General features: G+C 60.8%; 20 protein-coding genes. 11 read left to right on the top strand and 9 right to left on the bottom strand.

Annotated elements, in window-relative coordinates:
* Positions 1 to 11 precede the first annotated feature (11 nt).
* Both ACQZ5K_RS25765 and ACQZ5K_RS25760 read left to right on the top strand, forming a co-directional pair.
* Positions 12 to 791, top strand: a complete 780-nt coding sequence (locus tag ACQZ5K_RS25765; RefSeq protein ID WP_137005589.1) for a MetQ/NlpA family ABC transporter substrate-binding protein — start codon at positions 12 to 14, stop codon at positions 789 to 791.
* Positions 792 to 1,043: 252 nt separating this feature from the next.
* Entirely contained in the window at positions 1,044 to 3,287 is a 2,244-nt protein-coding gene (locus ACQZ5K_RS25760) for a bifunctional diguanylate cyclase/phosphodiesterase (protein WP_448741900.1), read from the top strand.
* A gap of 127 nt (positions 3,288 to 3,414) precedes the next feature.
* Here ACQZ5K_RS25760 and trhO read toward each other — a convergent pair whose 3' ends face one another.
* The 3 genes from trhO to ACQZ5K_RS25745 form a co-directional block, all read right to left on the bottom strand.
* Positions 3,415 to 4,359 carry an oxygen-dependent tRNA uridine(34) hydroxylase TrhO gene (gene trhO / locus ACQZ5K_RS25755; protein WP_448741899.1) on the bottom strand — a complete coding sequence of 315 codons (945 nt, stop codon included), beginning with the start codon at positions 4,357 to 4,359 and terminating at the stop codon, positions 3,415 to 3,417.
* Positions 4,360 to 4,567: 208 nt separating this feature from the next.
* Positions 4,568 to 5,476 (bottom strand): CHAD domain-containing protein, encoded by a 909-nt coding sequence (locus tag ACQZ5K_RS25750; protein WP_448741898.1) that lies wholly within the window; start codon positions 5,474 to 5,476, stop codon positions 4,568 to 4,570.
* Positions 5,460 to 5,948 (bottom strand): CYTH domain-containing protein, encoded by a 489-nt coding sequence (locus ACQZ5K_RS25745; RefSeq protein WP_448741897.1) that lies wholly within the window; start codon positions 5,946 to 5,948, stop codon positions 5,460 to 5,462. The genes ACQZ5K_RS25750 and ACQZ5K_RS25745 overlap by 17 nt, the downstream gene beginning before the upstream one ends.
* A 171-nt stretch (positions 5,949 to 6,119) precedes the next feature.
* Here ACQZ5K_RS25745 and ACQZ5K_RS25740 point away from each other — a divergent pair, with 171 nt between their 5' ends.
* The 4 genes from ACQZ5K_RS25740 to ACQZ5K_RS25725 all read left to right on the top strand — a co-directional run bounded on the left by ACQZ5K_RS25740 (position 6,120) and on the right by ACQZ5K_RS25725 (position 8,760).
* The gene (locus tag ACQZ5K_RS25740) at positions 6,120 to 6,758 is read left to right on the top strand and encodes a 2-dehydro-3-deoxy-phosphogluconate aldolase (RefSeq protein WP_142781354.1); all 639 of its coding nucleotides are present in this window, start codon (positions 6,120 to 6,122) and stop codon (positions 6,756 to 6,758) included.
* Positions 6,759 to 6,867: 109 nt separating this feature from the next.
* The gene (locus tag ACQZ5K_RS25735; protein WP_004445183.1) at positions 6,868 to 7,563 is read left to right on the top strand and encodes a tellurite resistance TerB family protein; all 696 of its coding nucleotides are present in this window, start codon (positions 6,868 to 6,870) and stop codon (positions 7,561 to 7,563) included.
* 278 nt (positions 7,564 to 7,841) lie between these two features.
* On the top strand, positions 7,842 to 8,528 hold the full coding sequence (locus ACQZ5K_RS25730) for a GNAT family N-acetyltransferase (protein ID WP_448741896.1): 687 nt from the start codon (positions 7,842 to 7,844) through the stop codon (positions 8,526 to 8,528).
* Positions 8,521 to 8,760 (top strand): hypothetical protein, encoded by a 240-nt coding sequence (locus ACQZ5K_RS25725; RefSeq protein WP_127755867.1) that lies wholly within the window; start codon positions 8,521 to 8,523, stop codon positions 8,758 to 8,760. Before ACQZ5K_RS25730 ends, ACQZ5K_RS25725 begins: the two co-directional genes overlap by 8 nt.
* On the opposite strand, the gene ACQZ5K_RS25720 is transcribed toward ACQZ5K_RS25725, so the two are convergent.
* From ACQZ5K_RS25720 to ACQZ5K_RS25710, 3 genes are all read right to left on the bottom strand, one after another.
* Positions 8,757 to 9,806 carry a nickel/cobalt transporter gene (locus ACQZ5K_RS25720; protein WP_448741895.1) on the bottom strand — a complete coding sequence of 350 codons (1,050 nt, stop codon included), beginning with the start codon at positions 9,804 to 9,806 and terminating at the stop codon, positions 8,757 to 8,759. The two genes, ACQZ5K_RS25725 and ACQZ5K_RS25720, sit on opposite strands and share 4 nt — an antisense overlap.
* Positions 9,800 to 10,441 (bottom strand): DUF1007 family protein, encoded by a 642-nt coding sequence (locus ACQZ5K_RS25715; protein ID WP_004433429.1) that lies wholly within the window; start codon positions 10,439 to 10,441, stop codon positions 9,800 to 9,802. The genes ACQZ5K_RS25720 and ACQZ5K_RS25715 overlap by 7 nt, the downstream gene beginning before the upstream one ends.
* A 107-nt stretch (positions 10,442 to 10,548) precedes the next feature.
* Positions 10,549 to 11,727 (bottom strand): hypothetical protein, encoded by a 1,179-nt coding sequence (locus ACQZ5K_RS25710; protein ID WP_448741894.1) that lies wholly within the window; start codon positions 11,725 to 11,727, stop codon positions 10,549 to 10,551.
* 270 nt (positions 11,728 to 11,997) lie between these two features.
* Here ACQZ5K_RS25710 and ACQZ5K_RS25705 point away from each other — a divergent pair, with 270 nt between their 5' ends.
* Both ACQZ5K_RS25705 and ACQZ5K_RS25700 read left to right on the top strand, forming a co-directional pair.
* Positions 11,998 to 12,285, top strand: coding sequence for a hypothetical protein (locus ACQZ5K_RS25705; protein ID WP_004433441.1), 288 nt, complete (start codon positions 11,998 to 12,000; stop codon positions 12,283 to 12,285).
* 396 nt (positions 12,286 to 12,681) lie between these two features.
* Positions 12,682 to 13,863, top strand: coding sequence for an MFS transporter (locus ACQZ5K_RS25700; protein WP_448741893.1), 1,182 nt, complete (start codon positions 12,682 to 12,684; stop codon positions 13,861 to 13,863).
* A 51-nt stretch (positions 13,864 to 13,914) separates the two neighbouring features.
* Here the strand turns inward: ACQZ5K_RS25700 and ACQZ5K_RS25695 are convergent, their stop codons facing one another.
* The 3 genes from ACQZ5K_RS25695 to ACQZ5K_RS25685 all read right to left on the bottom strand — a co-directional run bounded on the left by ACQZ5K_RS25695 (position 13,915) and on the right by ACQZ5K_RS25685 (position 17,402).
* On the bottom strand, positions 13,915 to 14,907 hold the full coding sequence (locus tag ACQZ5K_RS25695; RefSeq protein ID WP_004433450.1) for a WD40 repeat domain-containing protein: 993 nt from the start codon (positions 14,905 to 14,907) through the stop codon (positions 13,915 to 13,917).
* A gap of 483 nt (positions 14,908 to 15,390) precedes the next feature.
* Positions 15,391 to 16,488: a CobW family GTP-binding protein gene (locus ACQZ5K_RS25690; RefSeq protein WP_448741892.1), complete on the bottom strand. Its 1,098-nt coding sequence runs from the start codon at positions 16,486 to 16,488 to the stop codon at positions 15,391 to 15,393.
* Between the two features lie 113 nt (positions 16,489 to 16,601).
* Positions 16,602 to 17,402, bottom strand: a complete 801-nt coding sequence (locus tag ACQZ5K_RS25685; protein WP_448741891.1) for a creatininase family protein — start codon at positions 17,400 to 17,402, stop codon at positions 16,602 to 16,604.
* Between the two features lie 79 nt (positions 17,403 to 17,481).
* Between ACQZ5K_RS25685 and ACQZ5K_RS25680 the strand changes: the two genes are divergently transcribed.
* The 3 genes from ACQZ5K_RS25680 (at position 17,482) to ACQZ5K_RS25670 (ending at position 20,450) form a co-directional block, all read left to right on the top strand.
* Positions 17,482 to 17,991 (top strand): MarR family winged helix-turn-helix transcriptional regulator, encoded by a 510-nt coding sequence (locus tag ACQZ5K_RS25680; RefSeq protein ID WP_113382260.1) that lies wholly within the window; start codon positions 17,482 to 17,484, stop codon positions 17,989 to 17,991.
* A gap of 133 nt (positions 17,992 to 18,124) precedes the next feature.
* Complete coding sequence (locus ACQZ5K_RS25675; RefSeq protein WP_003505469.1) at positions 18,125 to 19,147, top strand: LacI family DNA-binding transcriptional regulator; 1,023 nt, start codon at positions 18,125 to 18,127, stop codon at positions 19,145 to 19,147.
* Between the two features lie 340 nt (positions 19,148 to 19,487).
* Positions 19,488 to 20,450: a 2-hydroxyacid dehydrogenase gene (locus ACQZ5K_RS25670; RefSeq protein WP_448741890.1), complete on the top strand. Its 963-nt coding sequence runs from the start codon at positions 19,488 to 19,490 to the stop codon at positions 20,448 to 20,450.
* Positions 20,451 to 20,572: the final 122 nt, after the last annotated feature.

Genomic DNA, 20,572 nt, shown 5'->3' with positions numbered 1-20,572 from the left:
AGGAGACACCCATGAAGAAACTCATTCTCGCGGCTTCGCTCGCCGCTCTCTTCACCGCCGGTCAGGCGCTGGCCGAGACCATCAAGATCGGCGTAACCCCCGCCGAGCATGCGCAGATCATGGAGCAGGTGAAGAAGATCGCGGCTGCCAAGGGTCTCGATATCGATATCGTCGAATTCTCCGACTATGTCGTGCCGAACCAGGCGCTGGCCGATGGCGAGCTGCAGGCCAACTCCTTCCAGCACCAGCCTTACCTCGACAACCAGATCGCTGACCGCAAGTTCGATCTCGTCAGCGTCGGCACCACCATCACCACCCCGATGGGCGTTTATTCGAAGAAGGTGAAGAACCTCGACGAGCTGAAGGACGGCGCAACCGTCGGCATTCCGAACGACCCGACCAATGGCGGCCGCGCGCTGCTGGTTCTCGCTTCCAAGGGCGTGCTCAAGGTCAAGGAAGAAGCGGGCCTCAAGGTAACGCCTGCCGACATCACCGAAAACCCGAAGAACATCCAGATCGTCGAACTCGACGCCGCCCAGCTGCCGCGCTCGCTTGACGACACCGACGCTTCGGTCATCAACACCAACTATGCGACGGCTGCCGGCCTCAATCCCAAGAAGGACTCCATCGCCATAGAAAGCGAAAAGTCCCCTTACGCGAACGTCATCGCCGTTCGTGCGCAGGACAAGGACAAGCCGTGGGTGAAGACGCTGGTTGAATCCTACCAGAGCCCGGAAGTGAAGGCTTTCATTCTGGAAAAGTACAACGGCACGGTCATCCCGTCCTGGTAAGCCGCCCCAGCACTAGATCAGACCGGGATTTAAGGCGAAAACCGCTTACACTTTTCGCCATCCCGGTCTAAAAAAATCACGACCTCTCCCGTTCGCGGGGGAGGTTTTTTCTTTTCCTGACGGACATAAATCCGTCTCCCACGAAAAACCCAGGGCATTTCAGGGAAGGATTTTTCAGCGCCTCTGCCAGACTGTCGTTTTATACCCGTAGTTTTTTGGGGCGGGGCCACAATGCGGCTTAACCGCTTTTGAATGTTTCCTTCGGAAGATGATGCTTTCGAAGGGGATTTTATGCGGATTGCGCCGCGCAACATTGGGGACTATTTGCCGGTCGGGCGCAGAACCGCCGTGGGCGTCGTATTGTCCACCTTCGCGCTGGTGCTTATCATCGTCACCGCGCTGGTTTTATCCGCCTTGAGCCAGGTCCGGGAAAAGGCGAACCTGCTCGACAATGCCCGTTCGCGCGAGACGACGGCGGGCGCCCTCGTCACCTTTCGTGAGCAGCTCGGCGCGACGCTGAACGACTACGCCGCCTGGGACGACGCCGCCGAATATGTCTATGCCCCTGATCGTTTCGACTGGGTGGCAAGCAATTATGGCGAGATGACGGTCAATAACGATCTCTTCGATACGGCCGTGGTCATCGATGAGGACGGCAAGGTCCGCATGGCCTATCAGGATGGCAAGCCTGTGAAGTGGAAGCCTGACGCCTATTTTGCCGGCGGCCTGAGGGAAATGATCGAGCGCGTTCGTTCCATGCGTCCCGGTATCACCTCGCAGGTGACCGGTTTCGTCAAGACCCGCGACGGTATCGCCGCCGCGGGGGTTGCGCTCGTGCGGATGAAGTCCGGGGCGCTGCCGCCGGTCGGTGCGGAGCGGCGTTACCTGGTTTTCGCCCGTCATCTCAAGCAGGCGACGGTGGACAAGCTTGCGCGCAATTACGTCATCGACGGTCTGGAACTGCAATATGGCCACGGGCCTGCCGCCAACCATGTGGATATCGTCAATCCGCTGGGGGAGGTGCTGGCCCGGCTCGTCTGGCGCTCGCACCTGCCGGGAGACGTCAGCTTTCATGAGGCGCGTCCGGTCGTCTTTACCGCGCTTGGCATTGCCGGCACGTTTTTTCTGGTGCTGCTCATCATCGGTTCGGCCACGCTCGACCGCCTGAAGGCGGATGAGGCGGCGGCGCGGGAGGACGCTTTGCGCGACCGGCTGAGCGGGCTCAGCAACCGCGCAGGGCTTTTCGCCAGGCTGAACCGCATGGTCGACAGGGGCCGCCATGACAAGACGGATATCAAACTGCTCTATCTCGATCTCGACGGTTTCAAGGAAATCAACGATTCCTACGGCCATGCCGCCGGCGACCGGCTGATCAAGGGCGTGGCGGCGGCGCTGAGGGTGCTGGTGCCGGAAGGCGCGGTGCTGGCGCGGCTCGGCGGCGACGAATTCGCCATCGCCATTCAGGGCAACGACGTCTGGGCCGAAGGCCGCAAACTGTGTCTGGCGCTTCTTGAACTCTTTACCGAGCCTTTCAGCATCGGTGAAAGGGTGGCGAGCATCGGTTGCAGCATCGGCACCTCGGTTTCCCGCGCCGGCGATATCAATGGCGAGGAGTTGCTGCGGCGTGCCGATATGGCCATGTATCAGGCCAAGGAGAACGGCCGCGGGCGTTACGTTTCCTATGAGCTGAAGATGGATGCGCTGCGCGAGGAAAAGCTGCAACTCGAAGCCGATCTTCGCTCCGCCATTCTGAACGACGAGATACAGGTGGTCTATCAGCCGGTCGTCAGCGCCGCCACGCGCTGTATTACTGGGGTGGAGGCGCTGGCCCGCTGGCAGCGGCCGGGATATGGCTTCGTGCCGCCGGATATCTTCATTGCCGCTGCCGAAACCAGCGGCCTTATCGACAGGCTCGGCCTTCTCGTCCTGCACAAGGCCTGCGAGACGGCGCAGCAATGGCCGTCCATCAAGCTCTCGGTGAATATCTCTCCCGTGCAGTTCCGCAATCCGGCCTTTTCCGGCCATGTGGCCGATATTCTCGACGCGACGCAGACGCCGCCCGAAAGGCTGCGGCTGGAAATGACGGAAGGTTATTTCATCCAGCATCCGGAGCGGGCGAGTGCGGCCATCGACAAGCTGAAACAGCTTGGCCTGCATATAGCGCTCGACGATTTCGGCGCCGGCTTCGCCAGCGTCGGTTATCTGCGCCGCTTCGGTTTCGACCGGATGAAGATCGACCGTTCGCTGATCATCGCGCTCGACAAGGGCGGCCGGTCGCTGGAAATGCTGCAGGCCACCGTGGCATTGGCAAAGTCGCTCGATATTCCGGTGACGGCTGAAGGCGTGGAAACGGAAGAGCAGGCTGCCATCCTGCATCTGTGCGGCTGCGATGAGTTGCAGGGTTACCTTTTCTCGAAACCGGTTGCGGCGGAAGAGATCACCGCCATGCTGGACGGGCAGGACGCGCCGCTCTTTGCGTTGCGGGCAGGGACGTGAAGGTCGCACCGGTTTATTTCAGCGATTTTTGATGACTTGAGAGTGCGGCCCCTTTCTTCTCCCCTCCGGGGAGAAGAACGTCAGGCGCAACCCGCTCGATCCAGATGTAATCGCCGTGCAGTCCGGCTTACCGCCCCAGATGCCGCTCGCCGCGCTTCTTTGCCAGTTCGATCTGCTGCTGCCGGTCGCGGAAGCGCTGGCGGTCCTCTTCGCTGCGATCATCGTAGCAGCTCGGGCAGGACACGCCTTCCTCGAATTTGGGGGATAGGCGCACTTCCGGCGTAATCGGGTTGCGGCAGGCGTGGCAGAGCTGGTGGTCGCCTTCGGCAAGGCCGTGCACCACCGACACGCGCTCGTCGAACACGAAGCAGGCGCCTTCCCACAGGCTTTCTTCTTCCGGCACTTCTTCCAGATATTTCAGGATGCCGCCCTTGAGGTGATAGACCTCGTCGAAACCCTGTTCCTTCATGAAGGCGGTGGCCTTTTCGCAGCGAATGCCGCCGGTGCAATACATGGCGATCTTCGGCTTGTTGTGCAGGCCGGGATTGTTCTTCACCCAGTCGGGAAATTCTCGGAAGGTTTTCGTCTGCGGATCGACTGCACCCTTGAAGACGCCGATGGCGGTCTCGTAATCGTTGCGGGTGTCGATGACGATTGTATCCGGATCGGAGATCAGCTCGTTCCAGTCGCGCGGGTCGACATAGGTGCCGACGATGCGGTTCGGATCGATATCCGGCACGCCCATGGTGACGATCTCTTTCTTGAGCTTCACCTTCAGCCGCACGAAAGGCATGTGCGAAGCGCGGCTTTCCTTGTGCTCCAATGCCGCAAATTCCGGCTGGGCGCGCAGGAAGGAGAGCACGGCGTGAATACCCGCATCCGGCCCGGCAATGGTGCCGTTGATGCCTTCGGCAGCAAGCAGCAGCGTGCCCTTGACGCCGTTTTCCTGGCAGAGCGCAAACAACGGGTCGCGCAGGCTCTCGAACCGCGGCAGGCGGGCGAAATGATAAAGCGCGGCCACAAGGAAATCACCAGAGACTTCCGGGCGGGGGAGGATGGTCGTGTCGGTCATGGGCGCTGAAATACAGCGACAGCGGCCGCAAAGCAATATTTATCAGCGGTTCCGGGCATTTTGAAAATCGTCAAATCGGGAGGGTTTGCAGGCTTCCTGTCGCTCCTGCTGCCGTGTGCAGGCAACAGGGTGTTGTATTGCCACCTCCGTCATTCCGGCTCAAGGCCGGAATGACGGAGGTGGGTGAGCGCCGAAAGTGGCGTTTGGCCTATTTCGCCGCCTGCCGCCACAACAGGCCGACGATGCGGCTTTCGGTGCGGGCGGATTCGGAAAACACCTCGTTCGCCAGCGCAAGACCTTCCGTGCGCAGCGCCTGCTGCCTCTCGATGATGGCGTCGAGCAGCAGGGCCAGCCGCTCGCCATTGCCGAAACGGTCCGGCTCGCGGTCGGCGACGGCGGCGAGAACCGAGAGATCGTGGTCGTGGCCGAGAATATCCACCAGCCGCTTGGTATCGGCCCGCTTGGCGCGCATGGCGGAAGGCCAGAGCCGGCGCATCAGGCCAAGATGCATCCAATAGGTCTGCCCGGACTTGCGCAATTCATGGAAATGCTCGACGTCGGCCTGCTCGTGGCAATCGGTGAGCGCCTTGCGCGCCCTCTTTCTCTGTTTCGCCCAGGCGCTTCTGAGCAGCCGGGCGGTGTCTTTCAAAGCATCCGGCAGCGACAGGTCCTCAAGCTTCCTGCGCGCTTCCCCGCAGCCGGCAATGGCGGCGGCAATGGCCTCGTCGAGACCGGCCTCGTGTTCTATGGCGTCGTCGCGGCGCGCGCGCAGCATCGCGGTGATCGAGCGCAGCGCTTCGCCCTGGGTATCGGAACGCGCGAAGGCCTCGAGATATTCCGCCGTCTCCACCAGTGCCGTTGCATCCCGCGCAAAGGCGAGGGAGCGGGCGATATCGCGAATACGGGCGTTTTCCTCGCGGCCGAAATCCGGCGCCGCCTTGCGGATGAGGCGATAGAGGGCGCGCAGCCGCTTGAACCGCTTGCGGGCGTCGTGCACGGCCTCGTGCGATCCGGACGGCTGGTCGCGAAGGATCGTGACCGTATCGTCGATCAGCTCCAGCCCGGCCCGGCGGATTTCATCGTCGAAAGGCTTTTTCGGATCAATTCTGAAGGGCATCCGGCAAGTCTCCGTTCGGACAATCCATGGCGAGCGACTGGTTGGAGAAGCGCTTGTCTCCGGTTACTTCCCGGCCCAGCCAGGACGGCAGATCGGGATCGGCATTCTCGTCGTTCATTTCCACTTCCGCCACGACCAGCCCGTGATATTTCCCTTCGAAAACATCCACTTCCCAGGTGAAGCCGCCATGATCGACGGTGTGGCGGGTTTTTTCGATCACCACGCCGGGCGCGCTCGCCACCAGCTCTTCGGCGTCCTTGAGGGGTATGGAATATTCATATTCGTCGCGGACAAGCGCGCTCGCGCCGATCTTGATCGTTAAGGTCGCATCGCGCTGGTCGACGATCCTGACGCGGACCGAGCGGTTTTCCATCGAGGCGACATATGCCTGCCGGAAAGCCATGCTATGCGTGACCTCATTGCGCCATTCACCGCCTGCAACAAGAAACTTCCGTTCAATTTCCTTGGCCATGCTGTCTCCGCGAACTGGGGCGCCAGATTATCGCAATATGATAGTGTCATGAAGCGAATTGATTGAAGTATCTGGATAAAAATGCGGCTGGCGCGCCTCGACATGAAAGCCGAGGCAGGCTAATCGGTAGACGGAATTTCAATCGTTTCAATTGCGCAAGGGAGGCTCATCTTGGCCCAGGACTCCGAAAAACTGCTCTCCATCCTCAAGCTCCAGCCGGTCGTGCCGGTGCTGATCGTGGATGATGCCGCTTCCGCCGTGCCGCTTGCGCGCGCTTTGGTCGCAGGCGGCCTGAAGGCGATCGAGATCACCATGCGCACACCGGCGGCGCTCGACGCCATCCGCGCGGTTGCGGCGGAAGTGGAGGGCGCGAATGTCGGCGCCGGCACCATTCTCAATGCCAAGGATTTCGAAGCGGCGGCGGAAGCGGGCTCCACCTTCATCGTCAGCCCGGGTATCAATAAAAGCGTGCTGGAAGCCGCGCGCGGTTCCAAAGTGCCGTTGCTTCCGGGTGCGGCCACCGCCAGCGAAGTCATGGCGCTGCGCGACGAGGGTTACAAGGTGCTGAAGTTCTTCCCCGCCGAACAGGCCGGCGGCGCACCTTATCTCAAGGCGCTGTCCTCGCCGCTCGCCGGCACCGTTTTCTGCCCGACCGGCAGCGTGTCGCTCAAGAACGCCAATGACTATCTCTCCCTGCCGAACGTCGTCTGCGTCGGCGGTTCCTGGGTTGCCCCGCGTGAGCTGGTGGCGACGGGTGACTGGGCGGGCATCACCAAGCTTGCCGCCGAAGCCGCCGCACTGCGCGCGTGATTTGCATTCTGTAAAAACCCGTTCACGAAGGCGTGAGCGGGTTTGACATTTGTATTCGGCCCACGGCTTCCTATCTCCCCTGTAGATTTGACCTCTACAGGAGATTTTGATGTTCGACGCCAAGAAGCTTCTTGAACAATTCCTCGGCTCGCAGGTGCCGGGCCTTTCGGGAAGCGTCCGTGACAGAGCCGGGCAGGCCGCCGATATCGCCAAGAATAATCCGCTCAAGGCCGGCGCGCTCGCTGCCGCCATTCTGGGCACCAAGACCGGCCGCAAGCTCGCCGGCAATGTCGCCACCATTGGCGGTGTCGCCGCCATCGCCGGTCTCGGTTATCTCGCCTATAAGAATTACAAGTCCGGTCAGGCGCCTGAAGCCGCGCCGAAACCCGAGCCGGAGCTTCTCGCCCCGCCCGCCGATTCCGCCTTCCACCCGCAATCGCCCGCCCTTTCCAACGATTTTGCGCTGAAGCTCATCCAGGCGATGATCGCCGCCGCCAAGGCGGATGGTCATATCGATGAGAAGGAGCGCGCCAATATCATGGACAAGGTGCAGGTCTCCGGCCTCGATAGCGAAGCCGAGCGTTTCCTTGAAAAAGAGCTGGCCGATCCGCTCGACATCGACGCGCTGGTGGCAGCCGCTCGCACGGAAGAGCAGAAGGTGGAGCTTTACACCGCCTCGCGGCTTGCCATCGAGGCCGATACGCGGGCGGAGCGGGGCTATCTCGACCTTCTGGCCGGGCGGCTTGGGCTGCCGGATGCGCTGGTGGACCACATTGAGGCGACGGTGGTGGCGGCGAAGGTTTGAGGTTAGCCTCGGAGGCTGTGGCTCACCCCCCTCTGCCCTGCCGGGCATCTCCCCCTCAAAGGGGGGAGATCGACAAGTGGTTATGTCTCGCCTCTCTCAACGTTTGCGAATGAAGTAGTGGTAGCGCCTCATGCCGATCTCCCCCTTGAGGGGGAGATGCCCGGCAGGGCAGAGGGGGGTGAGCCACACCCGCCAGGGCCACCGCATCCTACCCCACATGCACTGTTGTCATCCCGCCCCGCTTGCCCTAATCCTTCTCCCAGCAAATGGGGAAGAGAATGCGCGATCTGAGTGATTTCAAGGGATGTCCGCCGCCGCAGCCGGTGGTGTTGAAGGGCCGTTACGTGACGGCGGAGCCGTTCGATCGCGAAAAACACCTCGCAAGGCTCTGGGCCGCACTTGGCGGCGAGGGCGTGAATGAACTGCTCAAATATTTCCCGCAAAGCGCCTTTCCCGATGCCGACGCTTTCGGCGACTGGCTCGTCGGCGCGGGGCAGAAGCTCAACTGGGTCACGCTGGTCTTCGTTGAAAACGCCACCGGCGATATCGTCGGCATGGCGAGCTATATGCGGCCCGATCCCGCCAACGGGGTGGTCGAGGTCGGCTCCGTCGCCCATGGCGCGAAGATGAAGCGCTCGCCTCTTTCCACCGAGGCGCATTACCTGATGGCGAAACATGTTTTCGAGGATCTGGGGTATCGCCGTTACGAGTGGAAATGCCACAATGAAAACGAGCCCTCCAAGATAACGGCGAAGCGTTATGGCTTCACCTTCGAGGGCGTCTTCCGCCAGCATATGATCTCGAAGGGTCAGAACCGTGATACGGCGTGGTTTTCCATGATTGACGGCGAATGGCCGCTGATCGGCAAGGCCTTCGAAGCCTGGCTGTCGCCGGAGAATTTTGCGGCCGATGGCGCGCAGAAGCGCAAGCTTGAGGATATCCGTGCGGAGTTTGCCGATGTCTGAAAACCCGGCGCCTGAAAAGCCGAGCCCCGGCAAGAAGGATTGGTCGCCGGCCATCGCCGCCGCCCTCATCATTGTCGGTTTCGGGCTGGTCTTCTTCGTCATGCCGAAGATCATGCTGTGGCTGGGCGATTATTCGCCCTGGCTCGCCGCTGCCTTCGGCACGGTAGCGGTGCTGTGTTTCTTCCTGCTGTTCTGGCTGCGCGCCCGTTACCAGCGTCGCCGTGACGGTTAGAGCTGAAGCGACGCGCCGAGCAGCAACAGCCCCATGATGAGCACGAACAGCGCACCGGCGATCTCGATCGCGTGGCTGATACCGGCTGCCCTGCGGCTGCCGGGGCCGGCGAAACGCACGGCGAGGCCTTTTGCCGAGACGGCCATGATGGCGAGCAGCGACACCGTTATCGCCGTGCCGAGCGACATTGCGAGGACGGAGAGCACGCCGCCGAGATAAAGCCCGTTCAGAAGCGCGAAGCTCATGACGATGATCGCGCCCGAGCAGGGCCTGAGCCCCACCGCGATGATGGCGGACCATGCCTCGTGCAGGCTGAAGTTCTTGCCTTTCAGGAGCATCGGATCCGGCGCGTGGGATTTACCGCAGGCGGCGCAGAGATCGCCCGTGCCATCATGGTCGTGATCGGCAAAAACCGGCTTGCCCTGGAACCGCAGCCCCGTGCCCATGCCGGTGGTTCTGCCGGCCGCGGTTTCTCCTGCCGGCGCGAAAACCGCGACAGGCTCGCGCCGGATACGCAGCGACCAGAGTTTTCGCACCAGCAGCCAGGCGCCGAACAGCGCCACCATGGCGAAACTGGCGATTTCCATCGCCTGCGTCGCCTTCGTCATGGTGATGGAGGTGCCGCGCAGCACGAGCCAGGCCGCACCGACGAGGCCGATGGCGACCGCACCCTGAATGAGCGCCGAGACGAAAGAAATGAGAATGCCGCGTTTCAGCTGCGTTTCGTTGGCGATCATGTAGGACGAAATGACCGCCTTGCCGTGGCCGGGACCGGCGGCGTGGAAAACGCCATAAGCAAAGGAGAGGCCGATCAGCGAGCTGAGCGCCCAGCCATCCTCGCGCATGGCCTTCAGCGCGCCGGTCAGTGCCCGATAAAACATCTGCTGGTGCACGTTGATCCATTGCATCAGCGGCGCGAAGGGGCCGCCGACGGAAAAGGAAGGCTCGGCCGAGCCGATGCCGAGCGGCGATTGCGCATGGGCCGCACCGGCCACGGCAATGAGGCCGATGGCGACGGCGAAGAGGCCGGCCCTGCGGCTCAGCATGAGACCTCCAGCCGGGTGGCGAAGAGCTTGGTCATGTCGGTGCCGGTCGGATCGTTGAAGAAGGCGTCGGTGAGCGTACCCTGGTTCTGCGAGATCACCTCGTCGGGATCGGGGCGCACCACGTGGTGCTTGCAGGCATTCAGATCCTTACCCTGCGTGGCGATATCGCCGTCCTTGGCGAAATCGATCGCCGTATACATGGTCGGATCCCAGGCGCCGAAGCTGAGCTTGCCCTTGACGGCCAGAGGCTTGGTCGGCTTCACGGAGAAGAACATCAGGATTTGCTGATCCTTGTAGTCCACGTGAATGGCCTCGGGCTTGGAAAATTCCACCGGTTTTCCATTGGCGGTGATGAAGGTGTAGTAGGAATATTCGGCGAGCGATTCCAGGACGGTATTGCCGATTTCTGCCAACTCGTCCTTGTCGAGCTTCAGATCGCTGTTCTTGTCGTAATCCATCACCACGCTTGCCGAGAACATCTCGTCGAAACGCCAGATATTGCGCACTTCCTGAACGGTGCCGTTCGGCCCCTCGACGATTTCCATGCGAGCTTCGGCAAAGATATGCGGATGCGCCGCCGCGGCGACGGGAACGCAGGCAAGGCCGGCCGCGAGGAGCAAAAAGCGTCTGTTCATTATCCGGTCTGTCCTGCCTTCGAATCTGGAAGGTCTGACTCTAGCAGAAATTGGGACCGAATTTCGACCTGATGCGTTTGATCCTTCGCGCGGGCCGACACTAAATTTCAGAAGGTGCCGCTGAAGCGCGAGGTGATGCTGGAGCCGCTATAGGCAAGATCGGTATCGCGCTCGCCATGCAGCAGCCGGTTGAACTCCACCTCCAGCTTGCTGTTCTTGCCGGTATCGAAGGAGAGTGTCGCGACCAGCCGGCGCTCGCTGGTATCGTAATTATAATAGATCCAGTCCTTGTGAACCCGGTGCAGCGCAAGATCGAGCCCCACCTTTTCGGTGAGCCTGCTTTTTACGACGAATTGAAAGCGGCGATGGAATTCGGCAATCGGGTCATCCGGGTCGAAAAGTGCATAGTCCTGCGAAAAGCCCGCGCCGAGGGCGATGCGCTCGGTGGCCTTCACCTCGGCCTCGGCCCGCAGATAGGGGCGGGTGCGCTTTACCTTGTCGCTGATTTCATCGCCAGAAATGGATGTGAAGCCCGCTTCGGCCAGAACCGCGAAACGGTCGGAGAACCTGTAACCATAGGCCAGAGAACCTCGCAGCGTATTGGCCGGGAAACGTTCATATCTTTCCTGCTGCCCCTCCGGCACGGCGATACGGTCGTAAGCGAGCGTCAGCCCTGCCTCGCCACCGCGGAGTGATCGTGCATGTTCGGCCTTCAGCGATAAAAGCGCCTCGTTCGCTTCCAGTCGGGTGGGCATGAAATAAGCCGGGCGGAACCGCGCCTTGCCTTTCATCAGGCTGGCGACACTCGCCGTCAGCGTGTTCTTGCCGCCAAGGGCGAGGATGCCGAGCTGGGAAGACGCCTCCAGCTTGTGATCCAGCTGCCGGTAGCCAATGTCCTCTTCCGGCAGGTGCAGGAAAATATCGCCGGCATCGCTGCGGGTGCCGCGCAGCTCAAGGGCCCATTCCAGCTTTTCGGAAAATCGTTTCGTCAGCCCCAGTGCCGCGGTGGTGTTATGTTCATTGGCGAAACGATAACGGGGCAGGCGAACCTCTTCCTGCTCGAGCGAATAACGCAGCTCCGCCCCCTCCAGCGCGATCTTGCCATTGAGCCCGAAGCCGGCGCGCAGCGAAATCACGCTCAGCCGGTTGGTGTCTGCGAAATAATTGCTGTCATAAGCAATGCCGGATTTATAGGTGACATTGTGCTCATCGGCCTTTTCCCCCGCCCGCGCGCCGCAGGCGCAGGCAAGCCCGAGAACAAGCGCGATATATCCCCCCACCCGCATTCGCATCTCCGGTCTCTAATTAAGCAATATCTTATATTTAGATGGTTAATAAAGTTTCCCGCACCGCTTTACTGTCGCGATACAGGCGCCGACCGGCATTGTTTGAACCAGGGGCGGAAGTGCGAAGATGCGATCTGTAAAATTTTATTAAAATCACAAGTATTAGTGTTAATCGTTTATTGTAATATTAGCCTTTGCTTGAATTAGAATCCTCTAAATATACAGTCCAGTTACGCCAGATGGCGTGATCAAACAAAAGAGGAGAGAGAAATGATTGCAAAGTTCGCTTGTGTAGCCGCTATTCTTACTGTCGCTTCCGTTGGTCAGGCCAATGCGGGCGGTCTTCTGGGAGGCATCCTGTCCGGCAACAGCAACAAGGGCGGCGCCCTTGTGGTCGTCTCGCCCAGCATCGATCTTGGTGTCAGTGGCATCCTGTCCAATAACGGGATTCTGAACGGCAACAAGACCGGCATCCTGAACGGTGTGCTGAACGGCAACAAGACGTCCGTCGATGTCATCGACAACAAGAATGACGGCGGCAAAAAGCGCCGCCACTAACTGAAACGGGGAACGGGATGGCGAAACCATCGGGCTTTTCTCCATCCCGCTCCAACGCAACAGCTCGAAAATCATCAGGGATTTTCGACGCAGACGATGCGCGCAGCGCATAAGCCGGCAATGATCCTCGAGTTGCGTGTGTTTGACGCATGGCGTTTCCGGCAAGAACAAACGGCGCATCGCATGACTGGAAGAGGGCCTCGCGGCCCTCTTTTTTTGTCCGCTTTCTCCACAACCTTGAAACCAAGCCGGTGTACCGGATGGAGGGAGGCGACTTGTTTTCTTCGAGAAACGAAACCGCATTCGGTCCTTCGAACGGGCTTGAACCACAGAGCATTTTGGTGTGATGGTGGTCGCCGTCATCCCGTCCCGCCTCCCAGCCTTCAGTCGATTCCCATGCTACAGAAAAGCACTTTGCCGGGCGCTTTCGATCGTCAGGCCTATATGATCGCCCTGCTGGTTTTTGTTGCCGGCAGCACCAATGCGGCTGTTGTGCCGTTTATCGGTTTTTACATCATCCAGGTGCTCGGTCATCCGCCGGCCACCGTCGGTTTTTATAGCGTGACGGCGGCGCTGGCCTCGATTGCCGCCAGCCGTGTTTATGGCGAGCGTGTGGATGCCGGGGTGCGGGTGAGGCCGCTGTTGATGCTTTCCGTGTGCGGCGCTTCTGTCGCGGCGGCTGCGGCGAGTTTCGGGCATCTGGCGCTGCTGGTGGCGATAACGGCCACCGGCATGGGGCTTTCCAATGCCGCCAGCACGCTCATTTTCAGTTACGGCCGATACCATGGCCGGGTGAAGGCGCTGGATACGGCCGCCTATAATGCCTTCCTGCGAACGATGGTGTCGCTGGCATGGATGCTGCTTCCCGCCGTCGCCTATCTGATCTTCGATCTTGCCGGCGCGAAGGCCGTGTTCGTGAATGCCATGCTGATGGCGGTCATCTGGGGCGGGCTTGCCCTTGCGGTCGTGCCGCGCGACCAGGCCAGCCCGATGGAGCGGCGACAGGCGGGTGACGACGATACAGGGCGCAACCTGCCGCTGCTTCTGGCGGCCGCCGCCAGTTTCTGCATGTCTTTTGCCCATGCTCTCTGCGCCTCGGCCCTGCCGGTGTTTCTAGTGCGGGAGGTCGGCCTGCCGGATTACGTGCCGGGCCTGTCGCTCAGCGTCAAATGCGCCATGGAGGTTCTGTTCATCCTGCTTGCGCCGCGAATGATGCGCCGCTTCAGCGCCCGCTTGCTTCTGGGCGTTTCAGCGGTGATGGCCATCGTCGCCTTCAACGTCATCGCCTCGGTCAACACATTGCCGGCCATGATCGCGGGTGCGGCGCTGGAAGGCGCCTATTACGGCCTTTGCGCCGGCACTTGCCTTACTTTCGTGCAGGGCTTTGCGCGCGGCCGCACGGCCCGGGCGACGGCGCTCTACATGAACTCCATTTTCCTCGCCGCGCTTTTTGCGGTGCCGCTGATGGGGTTCGTGTCGCAATATGCGAGTTTCGGCGTCTCGATCCGGCTCGCTTCGGCTGGCGCGGGTGCGGCTTTGCTGCTCCTGTTTCTGACGCGGCGGCAGGTAGGGGAGTAGTAGGGCGTTCCGGCGGAAGTGCGGGCGGCCTGTCACGCCCGCGTCCATCCCTCAAGCCGAAATATCGATGATCCCGCAATCCCCCGCTTCGGAGGCGAAGGCAAGCAATTTGCCGGTGGCGCTCCAGTCCATGCCGGTGATTGCGCCCTTGCCGGGGCGTCGCAGCAGGGCTTCCTTGCCGTCGGCAAGGCGCACGCCGAGGATCATGCCGTCGATGAAGCCGATGGCGAGCACGTCTTCCACGGGATGGAAGGCGACATTGGTGACCATGATGTTGGCGCGGCTGCCGAGTTCTTCCGGGGCCTTGCCCATCGGGCCGTCCTTACCGGCAAACGGCCAGACGATGGCGGCCGGCGCGCCGGAAGAGGCGAGCCATTTGCCCTTTGCCGACCAGGATACGGATTTGACCTTGGCGGGGTAACCCGTCATGCGCATGTGGCGCGCTTCCATGCCGCCCTTGGTGGCTTCCATCTTCCAGCCGTGCAGGGCATTTTCCTGCATAGTGGTGACGAGGAACTTGCCATCGGGCGAGAAGGTGACGCCGGTATGCGCACCCTTCCATTCAAGATCGACCGGATCGCCGGCGGTCGCCACCCAGTGCAGCGTTACACCGTTATAACGGGCCACCGCAATGCGCAGGCCCTTGGGCGCGAACGCGATGGCCTCCACCGTGCGCTCTTCCTTGAATTCCTTGACCGTGCCGTCGGACAGCCGGACGAAGCTGGATTTGCCGACGCCATAAGCGACAGCCTTCTGCGGCCCGCCGGCAACGACGCCCACCCATTTGCGCGGCACATTGGCGATTTCGCCGATGCTGCCGTCATGGCCGATGCGCAGCACACGTCCGTCCTCACCGCCGGAAAGCAGGGTGGCGCTATAGGGGTCGCGCACGCAGGTCAAAAGCCCGTCATGCGCCTCGGTCACCTTCTCGCCGCCATCCAGCCGGTGAATGGTGCCGGCTGCGGTGGCAAACAGGGGAATGTCGCCGAGAAAATGGGTCGAGACCACGTGGCCTTCGATATCAAGCGGGGCAACAGTCGGCATGGGGCATCGGTCTTTCGTATCTGTGTCGGATGGGGCGACGATGTCGACCCCGGCGGCAGGCATGGTTCTAAAGCATTCCAGGCAAAAGCGGAACCGCTTTTACGTTCGGACGATTCGTGAAATCAAGTAGATAGAGCGCTTTGTGGTAGAGGGACCACCCTACACGGCAGTTGAAAATCATTGACACTCCGGCGCTCCGGGCTCACCCCCTCTGTCCTGCCGGACATCTCCCCCTCAAGGGGGGAGATCGTTCCGTGGCGAGGTTTCGCACCTCTCGACGGTCGAGAATGAAGTGACAAGAGAGCGTCTTGCCGATCTCCCCCCTTGAGGGGGAGATGTCCGGCAGGACAGAGGGGGTGAGCCCGGAGCGCCGGAGTGTCAATGATTTTCAACTGCCGTGTACGGTGTCGAAGAACGCGCGTCGGGCGGATGACGGACGCAGCCGTACCCCGGCTCAGGGCCGGGGTGCCGGAGGGATAAGGATCAGGCCGTCGCGAGGCAGGCGTTGAAGCTCTTTTCCAGCTTTTCGCGGTCAAGTTCGCGGCCGATGAAGACGAGGCGGCTTTCGCGTTTTTCGTCTTCCTTCCACGGGCGCTGGTGGTCGCCCTCGATGATCATGTGCACGCCCTGCACGACGTAACGTTCCGCATCGCCCTTGAAGGCGATGATACCCTTGAGGCGCAGAATGTTCGGGCCGTCGGTCTGGGTGACCTTCTGGATCCACGGGAAGAACCGCTCGGGATTCATCTCGCCGCCGCGCAGCGAGACCGACTGCACCGTCACGTCATGGATCGGCGAAACCGCGCCATGGTGGTGATGATCGTGGCCATGGTCATGATCGTGGTGATGATGCCCGTGATCGTGGTCATGATCGTGGTGGTGATGGTCGCAATCGGGGCCGCAGACGTGGTCGTCATGGCCGTGCTCGAGGAAATGCGGATCGTTTTCCAGTGCGCGCTCCAGATTGAAGGCGCCCTGATCGAGAACCCGGGCAAGATCGACACCGGACCGGGTGGTCTTGTAGATGCGTGCGGAAGGATTGATGGCGCGCACGATATCCTCGATGCGGGCGACTTCCTCCGGCGAAACGAGATCGGTCTTGTTGACGACGACGACATCGGCGAAGGCGATCTGGTCTTCGGCCTCGCGGCTGTCCTTCAGGCGCAGCGGCAGGTGCTTGGCGTCAACCAGGGCAACGACGGCATCAAGCTCGGTCTTGGCGCGCACGTCGTCATCCATGAAGAAGGTCTGGGCGACGGGAACGGGATCGGCGAGGCCTGTCGTCTCGACGATGATACCGTCGAAACGGCCGGGGCGGCGCATCAGGCCTTCCACGACGCGGATCAGGTCGCCGCGCACCGTGCAGCACACGCAGCCATTGTTCATTTCATAGATTTCTTCATCGGACTCGACGATCAGATCGTTGTCGATGCCGATCTCGCCGAATTCATTAACGATGACAGCGTATTTCTTGCCGTGGTTCTCGGAGAGAATGCGGTTGAGAAGCGTCGTTTTGCCGGCGCCGAGATATCCCGTCAGGACGGTGACTGGAATGGGCTTGGCTATAGCTGTTTCGGTCATGGAAAACCCCGCGTGGAGAGAGGCCGTCAGGCCTCAGGAAGATGTGTCGTCGTCCATATAGGCGCGACGTCCTGGCAGTTCAAAGAGATTTTGGCCGAATTCGGCCATGTCGCTCAAATTTTGTTATGAAATAACGTTATGTCAAAAGCGTGGATATCTTCAAGCAGTTCGACAAGGCCTTTTACGGCATGGGAAATCAGCCTTTCGCCCTTTTCCGCTGTCGCGGCGGCGGCGTTTCCGGCAACGCCATCGGGGTTCAGATCGCTCATCAGCCAGCCGAAGGCATGCGGGCCATAGGCGCGCAGGTGTTTGAAGCGGCTGGCGAAATCGCTCTGGCGGGAGGGAAAGTCTTCGGCCTTCTGCATCGCCACGCATTCGGGGTGAAGTGCCAGCATGACCGATGTCTCGATGTCGCCGCCGTGAATATCAACCGCCTTGTCCTCCGGCTTCACGATATCTTCCGGCACGTCGAAACGGGTCCAGCTTGTGGCGACCGCCAGCATGCCGAAACGGGTGCGGGCCTCGGTGGCGACAATGGTCATCAGCGGTGAATTGCCGCCATGGGCGTTCAGCATCACGAATTTGCGCACACCTCTTTTATGTTCCAACTCGGCGATGCCGAGCCAGCGCTCGATGGCCTCATCGTATCGCAGCGTCTTCGTGCCCGGCACATTCATGTGTTCGATGGAATATCCGACCGGCTCCGCTGGCAGGAAGGAGATGGGCAGATGACCGGGCAAGGCGGCGGCAAGGCGGGCGACGATGCCTTCGACAATCAGCGTATCGGTCTCGAAGGGCAGGTGGGGGCCATGCTGTTCATGCGCGCCGAGCGGCAGCACGGAAATTGCGCCTGTTGCGTGAAGATGAGGGTCTGTTACGTTTTCGTCGTGATAATGCGTGTATGAGTTTGGCATCTGGCAGTCCGCGCGAGCATTCGGTAAGGATTTCCAGCAACATATATCGGTTCCGCCACAGGGTAAAAGGCACTCGCGTATGAGCAAGGACAAATCCGGGAACAAGGACAAAAGCGCCAAGAAGGATAAGGGCGGCAAGAAGGTCAAGGACGCCAAAAAGAGGGATGAAAACTTCAACCCGGAGGAGTTGGCGCAATCGATAACCCAGGCCGCCCGCTCCATGCGTACCGCGCTCAGCCACAGCCTCGCCGAAAGCGGGCTTTACGCCGGACAGGACGGCGTCATCCTGGCGCTGGCGCAGGAAGGCAGCCTGACGCCAGGGCAAATCGCCCAGAAGCTGGGTGTCAAGGCGCCGACCATGACGCGCACCATTGGCCGCATGGAAGCCCAGGGTTTCGTGGAACGCAGCGGTGACGACGGGGACGGCCGTGTAACGCTGGTGAAGCTGACCGAGGCGGGCCTGAAAAGCGTCGAGCACATCAACGTTTCCATCGCCAATTGTGGCGCGAGAGCTGTCGAAGGCCTTTCGGCCAAGGATATTCGCAACATTGTTAAACTCTTGAAAGCCATAGACGCCAATCTTCAATAATTTTGCTGAAATTTTTAAAAGAACCATCTGTTTTGCGGTTAGTCCTTAAACTGGTTGCGGAGTTTGTTTAAATTGTTTAATTGCGATTTAAACGGAGCCATCCGTCACTGACACGCGTTTGGGGAGGAATGCCGTGGCCCAAAAGGTCAAACTGTCTACCATCGCCGAAAGTCTCGGCCTTTCAACCGCTACCATTTCCCTTGCATTGCGCGACAGTCCGCTGGTCGCCGCCGATACGCGGGACAAGATCAAGGAACAGGCGCGGGCGCTGGGCTACATCTACAACCGCCGTGCCGCCAGCCTGCGCACCTCGCGCTCCGGCATTGTTGGTGTCGTGTTCCATGACGTGATGAACCCCTTCTATGGCGAGATCCTGAAAGCCATTGAAAGCGAGCTGGACCGCAGCCGCCAGACCTTCATCCTGTCCAACCATTATGATTCGGTTGAAAAGCAGCGCACCTTCATCGAAACGCTGCTGCAGCTCGGTTCCGATGGCATCATCATGTCGCCGGCCATCGGCACGCCGATCGAGGACATGACGCTGGCCGAAGAAAACGGCATGCCCGCCATTCTGGTGGCCCGCTCCATGGACGGCGTCGACATGCCGACCTATCGTGGCGATGACAGCTACGGCATTTCGCTCGCCACCAACCACCTGATCAGCCTCGGCCACCGCACCATCGCCATGGTTGGCGGCACCGACCAGACCTCGACGGGGCGTGACCGTTATCAGGGTTACGTCAATGCGCTGCGCAAGGCCGGCATCGAGGTCGATCCGAACCTGCGCATTCCCGGCCCGCGCTCCAAACAGGGCGGTTTCGAGGCGGCCGTGCATTTCCTTTCCCTGCCGCAGAAGCCGACGGCGGCCGTCTGCTGGAACGATCTCGTCGCCATCGGTCTCATGAACGGCATTTCCCGTGCCGGCTTGGTGCCCGGCGTCGATATTTCCGTCACCGGCTACGACGATCTGGAAGAAGCGGCGATTGCCACACCGGCGCTGACCACCGTTTCCAACGGTCAGGCCGAGGTGGGGCGTCTAGCTGCCCGCGCGCTGCTGGACAGGCTGGCGGGCAGCCACGAACCTGACGGCATTCACCTCATCAAGCCGGAAATGCGCATCCGGCAATCGACCGGGCCCGTGCGGCCGCGGGTGTGAAGCTTCAGATGATGGGAGATGATGCACGCTCTGTGTGTTGCAGCTTTCCGTCATTCCAGCCTTGAGCCGGAATCCAGCCACCGCGTGTCCACGTGGTGAAAAAGGCTTTCTCAGCCCAAGGACTTGGGCTGGCTGGATGCCGGATCCAGTCCGGCATGGGGGGGTGACGGCGCTTAAAAAATCGGCATGAAACTTCCGTCTGCCCCCATAGCATCCCCTTATTGCCCTTTTCACGGCCGTCTTTGTTTGAAAAGATCGCCGCCCAGAGGAGCGGGATGGCGAAAGGTTCGCCTGAAACCCGCTCCGGCTATCGGAATGTTATCAGGAGGAATATCCGCTCATGTCTGACAAAAAGGCCGTCGTTCTCGTTCCCGGCAAGATAAACCCGCGCGTTCTCGAACGCCTCGAAGGCAAGGTCGAGATCGTGACTGTGCCTGCCGGCGCCGAGCCGGTTCTGCCTGATGGTGCGGCCGAGCGTGTTAACGCCATTGCCGTTTCCGGCGTCGTCAACGCCAAATGGATCGATGCGCTGCCGAAGCTCGAGATCATCGCCAATTTCGGCGTGGGTTATGACGGCGTCGACGCCAAACATGCCGCCACACGCAACATCGTGGTGACGAACACGCCTGATGTGCTGAACGACGAGGTGGCCGATACGACGATTGCGCTTTTGATCAACACCGTGCGCCGGCTCTATCAGGCCGAGACCTGGCTGCGCGATGGCAAATGGGTTGGCGAAGGTCCGTTCGCGCTGTCGCCGTTTTCGCTGCGCGGCCGCAAGGTGGGTCTCTTTGGCATGGGTCGCATCGGCCAGGAAATCGCCAAGCGGCTGGAGCCTTTCAAGGTGGAGATCGGATACCACACCCGCAGCAAGCGGGATGGCCTGCCTTACATCTATTACGGCTCGCTGAAGGAGATGGCGGAAGCGGTCGATATATTGATCTGCATCGTGCCGGGCACGCCGGAAACGCACAAGGCGATCAATGCGGAAATCCTGACGGCGCTGGGGCCTGAGGGCGTGTTCATCAATGTCGGGCGCGGTTCCAGCGTCGATGAGGATGCGCTTTTGCAGGCGCTTAAGAGCGGTGCTGTGGGGGCTGCCGGTCTCGATGTGTTCTATGCCGAGCCGAAGGTGCCGGAAGCCTTCCTGTCGCTGCCGAATGTCTCCCTGCTGCCGCATGTCGCCTCCGCCTCGATCCCGACGCGCAACGCCATGGCCGATCTGGTGGCCGACAATATTCTTGGCTGGTTCAAGGACGGCAAGGTGCTGACGCCGGTGCCGGAGACGCCGGTGAAAAGCTGATATTTTTCCTGCCTCATCCTCGGCTGTTGATTTCCACTGAGAACTGACCCGGTAGCCCAGGATATTTCCATCGAGAATTGACCCATGTTTGAACCTTGCCCTGCGTGTTTTCAGCGGGGGCT

It is taken from the genome of Agrobacterium sp. 22-226-1 (assembly GCF_053522345.1).
Note: the sequence above shows the minus strand (reverse complement) of the source record. Positions and strands in the feature narration are given on the sequence as shown.

Bases quoted from the DNA above. Each gene is read 5' to 3' on its own strand.
- ACQZ5K_RS25765 (WP_137005589.1), top strand. From the start codon at position 12: ATGAAGAAACTCATTCTCGCGGCTTCGCTCGCCGCTCTCTTCACCGCC.
- ACQZ5K_RS25760 (WP_448741900.1), top strand. From the start codon at position 1,044: ATGTTTCCTTCGGAAGATGATGCTTTCGAAGGGGATTTTATGCGGATT.
- trhO (WP_448741899.1), bottom strand. From the start codon at position 4,359: ATGACCGACACGACCATCCTCCCCCGCCCGGAAGTCTCTGGTGATTTC.
- ACQZ5K_RS25750 (WP_448741898.1), bottom strand. From the start codon at position 5,476: ATGCCCTTCAGAATTGATCCGAAAAAGCCTTTCGACGATGAAATCCGC.
- ACQZ5K_RS25745 (WP_448741897.1), bottom strand. From the start codon at position 5,948: ATGGCCAAGGAAATTGAACGGAAGTTTCTTGTTGCAGGCGGTGAATGG.
- ACQZ5K_RS25735 (WP_004445183.1), top strand. From the start codon at position 6,868: ATGTTCGACGCCAAGAAGCTTCTTGAACAATTCCTCGGCTCGCAGGTG.
- ACQZ5K_RS25730 (WP_448741896.1), top strand. From the start codon at position 7,842: ATGCGCGATCTGAGTGATTTCAAGGGATGTCCGCCGCCGCAGCCGGTG.
- ACQZ5K_RS25725 (WP_127755867.1), top strand. From the start codon at position 8,521: ATGTCTGAAAACCCGGCGCCTGAAAAGCCGAGCCCCGGCAAGAAGGAT.
- ACQZ5K_RS25720 (WP_448741895.1), bottom strand. From the start codon at position 9,806: ATGCTGAGCCGCAGGGCCGGCCTCTTCGCCGTCGCCATCGGCCTCATT.
- ACQZ5K_RS25715 (WP_004433429.1), bottom strand. From the start codon at position 10,441: ATGAACAGACGCTTTTTGCTCCTCGCGGCCGGCCTTGCCTGCGTTCCC.
- ACQZ5K_RS25710 (WP_448741894.1), bottom strand. From the start codon at position 11,727: ATGCGGGTGGGGGGATATATCGCGCTTGTTCTCGGGCTTGCCTGCGCC.
- ACQZ5K_RS25705 (WP_004433441.1), top strand. From the start codon at position 11,998: ATGATTGCAAAGTTCGCTTGTGTAGCCGCTATTCTTACTGTCGCTTCC.
- ACQZ5K_RS25700 (WP_448741893.1), top strand. From the start codon at position 12,682: ATGCTACAGAAAAGCACTTTGCCGGGCGCTTTCGATCGTCAGGCCTAT.
- ACQZ5K_RS25695 (WP_004433450.1), bottom strand. From the start codon at position 14,907: ATGCCGACTGTTGCCCCGCTTGATATCGAAGGCCACGTGGTCTCGACC.
- ACQZ5K_RS25690 (WP_448741892.1), bottom strand. From the start codon at position 16,488: ATGACCGAAACAGCTATAGCCAAGCCCATTCCAGTCACCGTCCTGACG.
- ACQZ5K_RS25685 (WP_448741891.1), bottom strand. From the start codon at position 17,402: ATGCCAAACTCATACACGCATTATCACGACGAAAACGTAACAGACCCT.
- ACQZ5K_RS25680 (WP_113382260.1), top strand. From the start codon at position 17,482: ATGAGCAAGGACAAATCCGGGAACAAGGACAAAAGCGCCAAGAAGGAT.
- ACQZ5K_RS25670 (WP_448741890.1), top strand. From the start codon at position 19,488: ATGTCTGACAAAAAGGCCGTCGTTCTCGTTCCCGGCAAGATAAACCCG.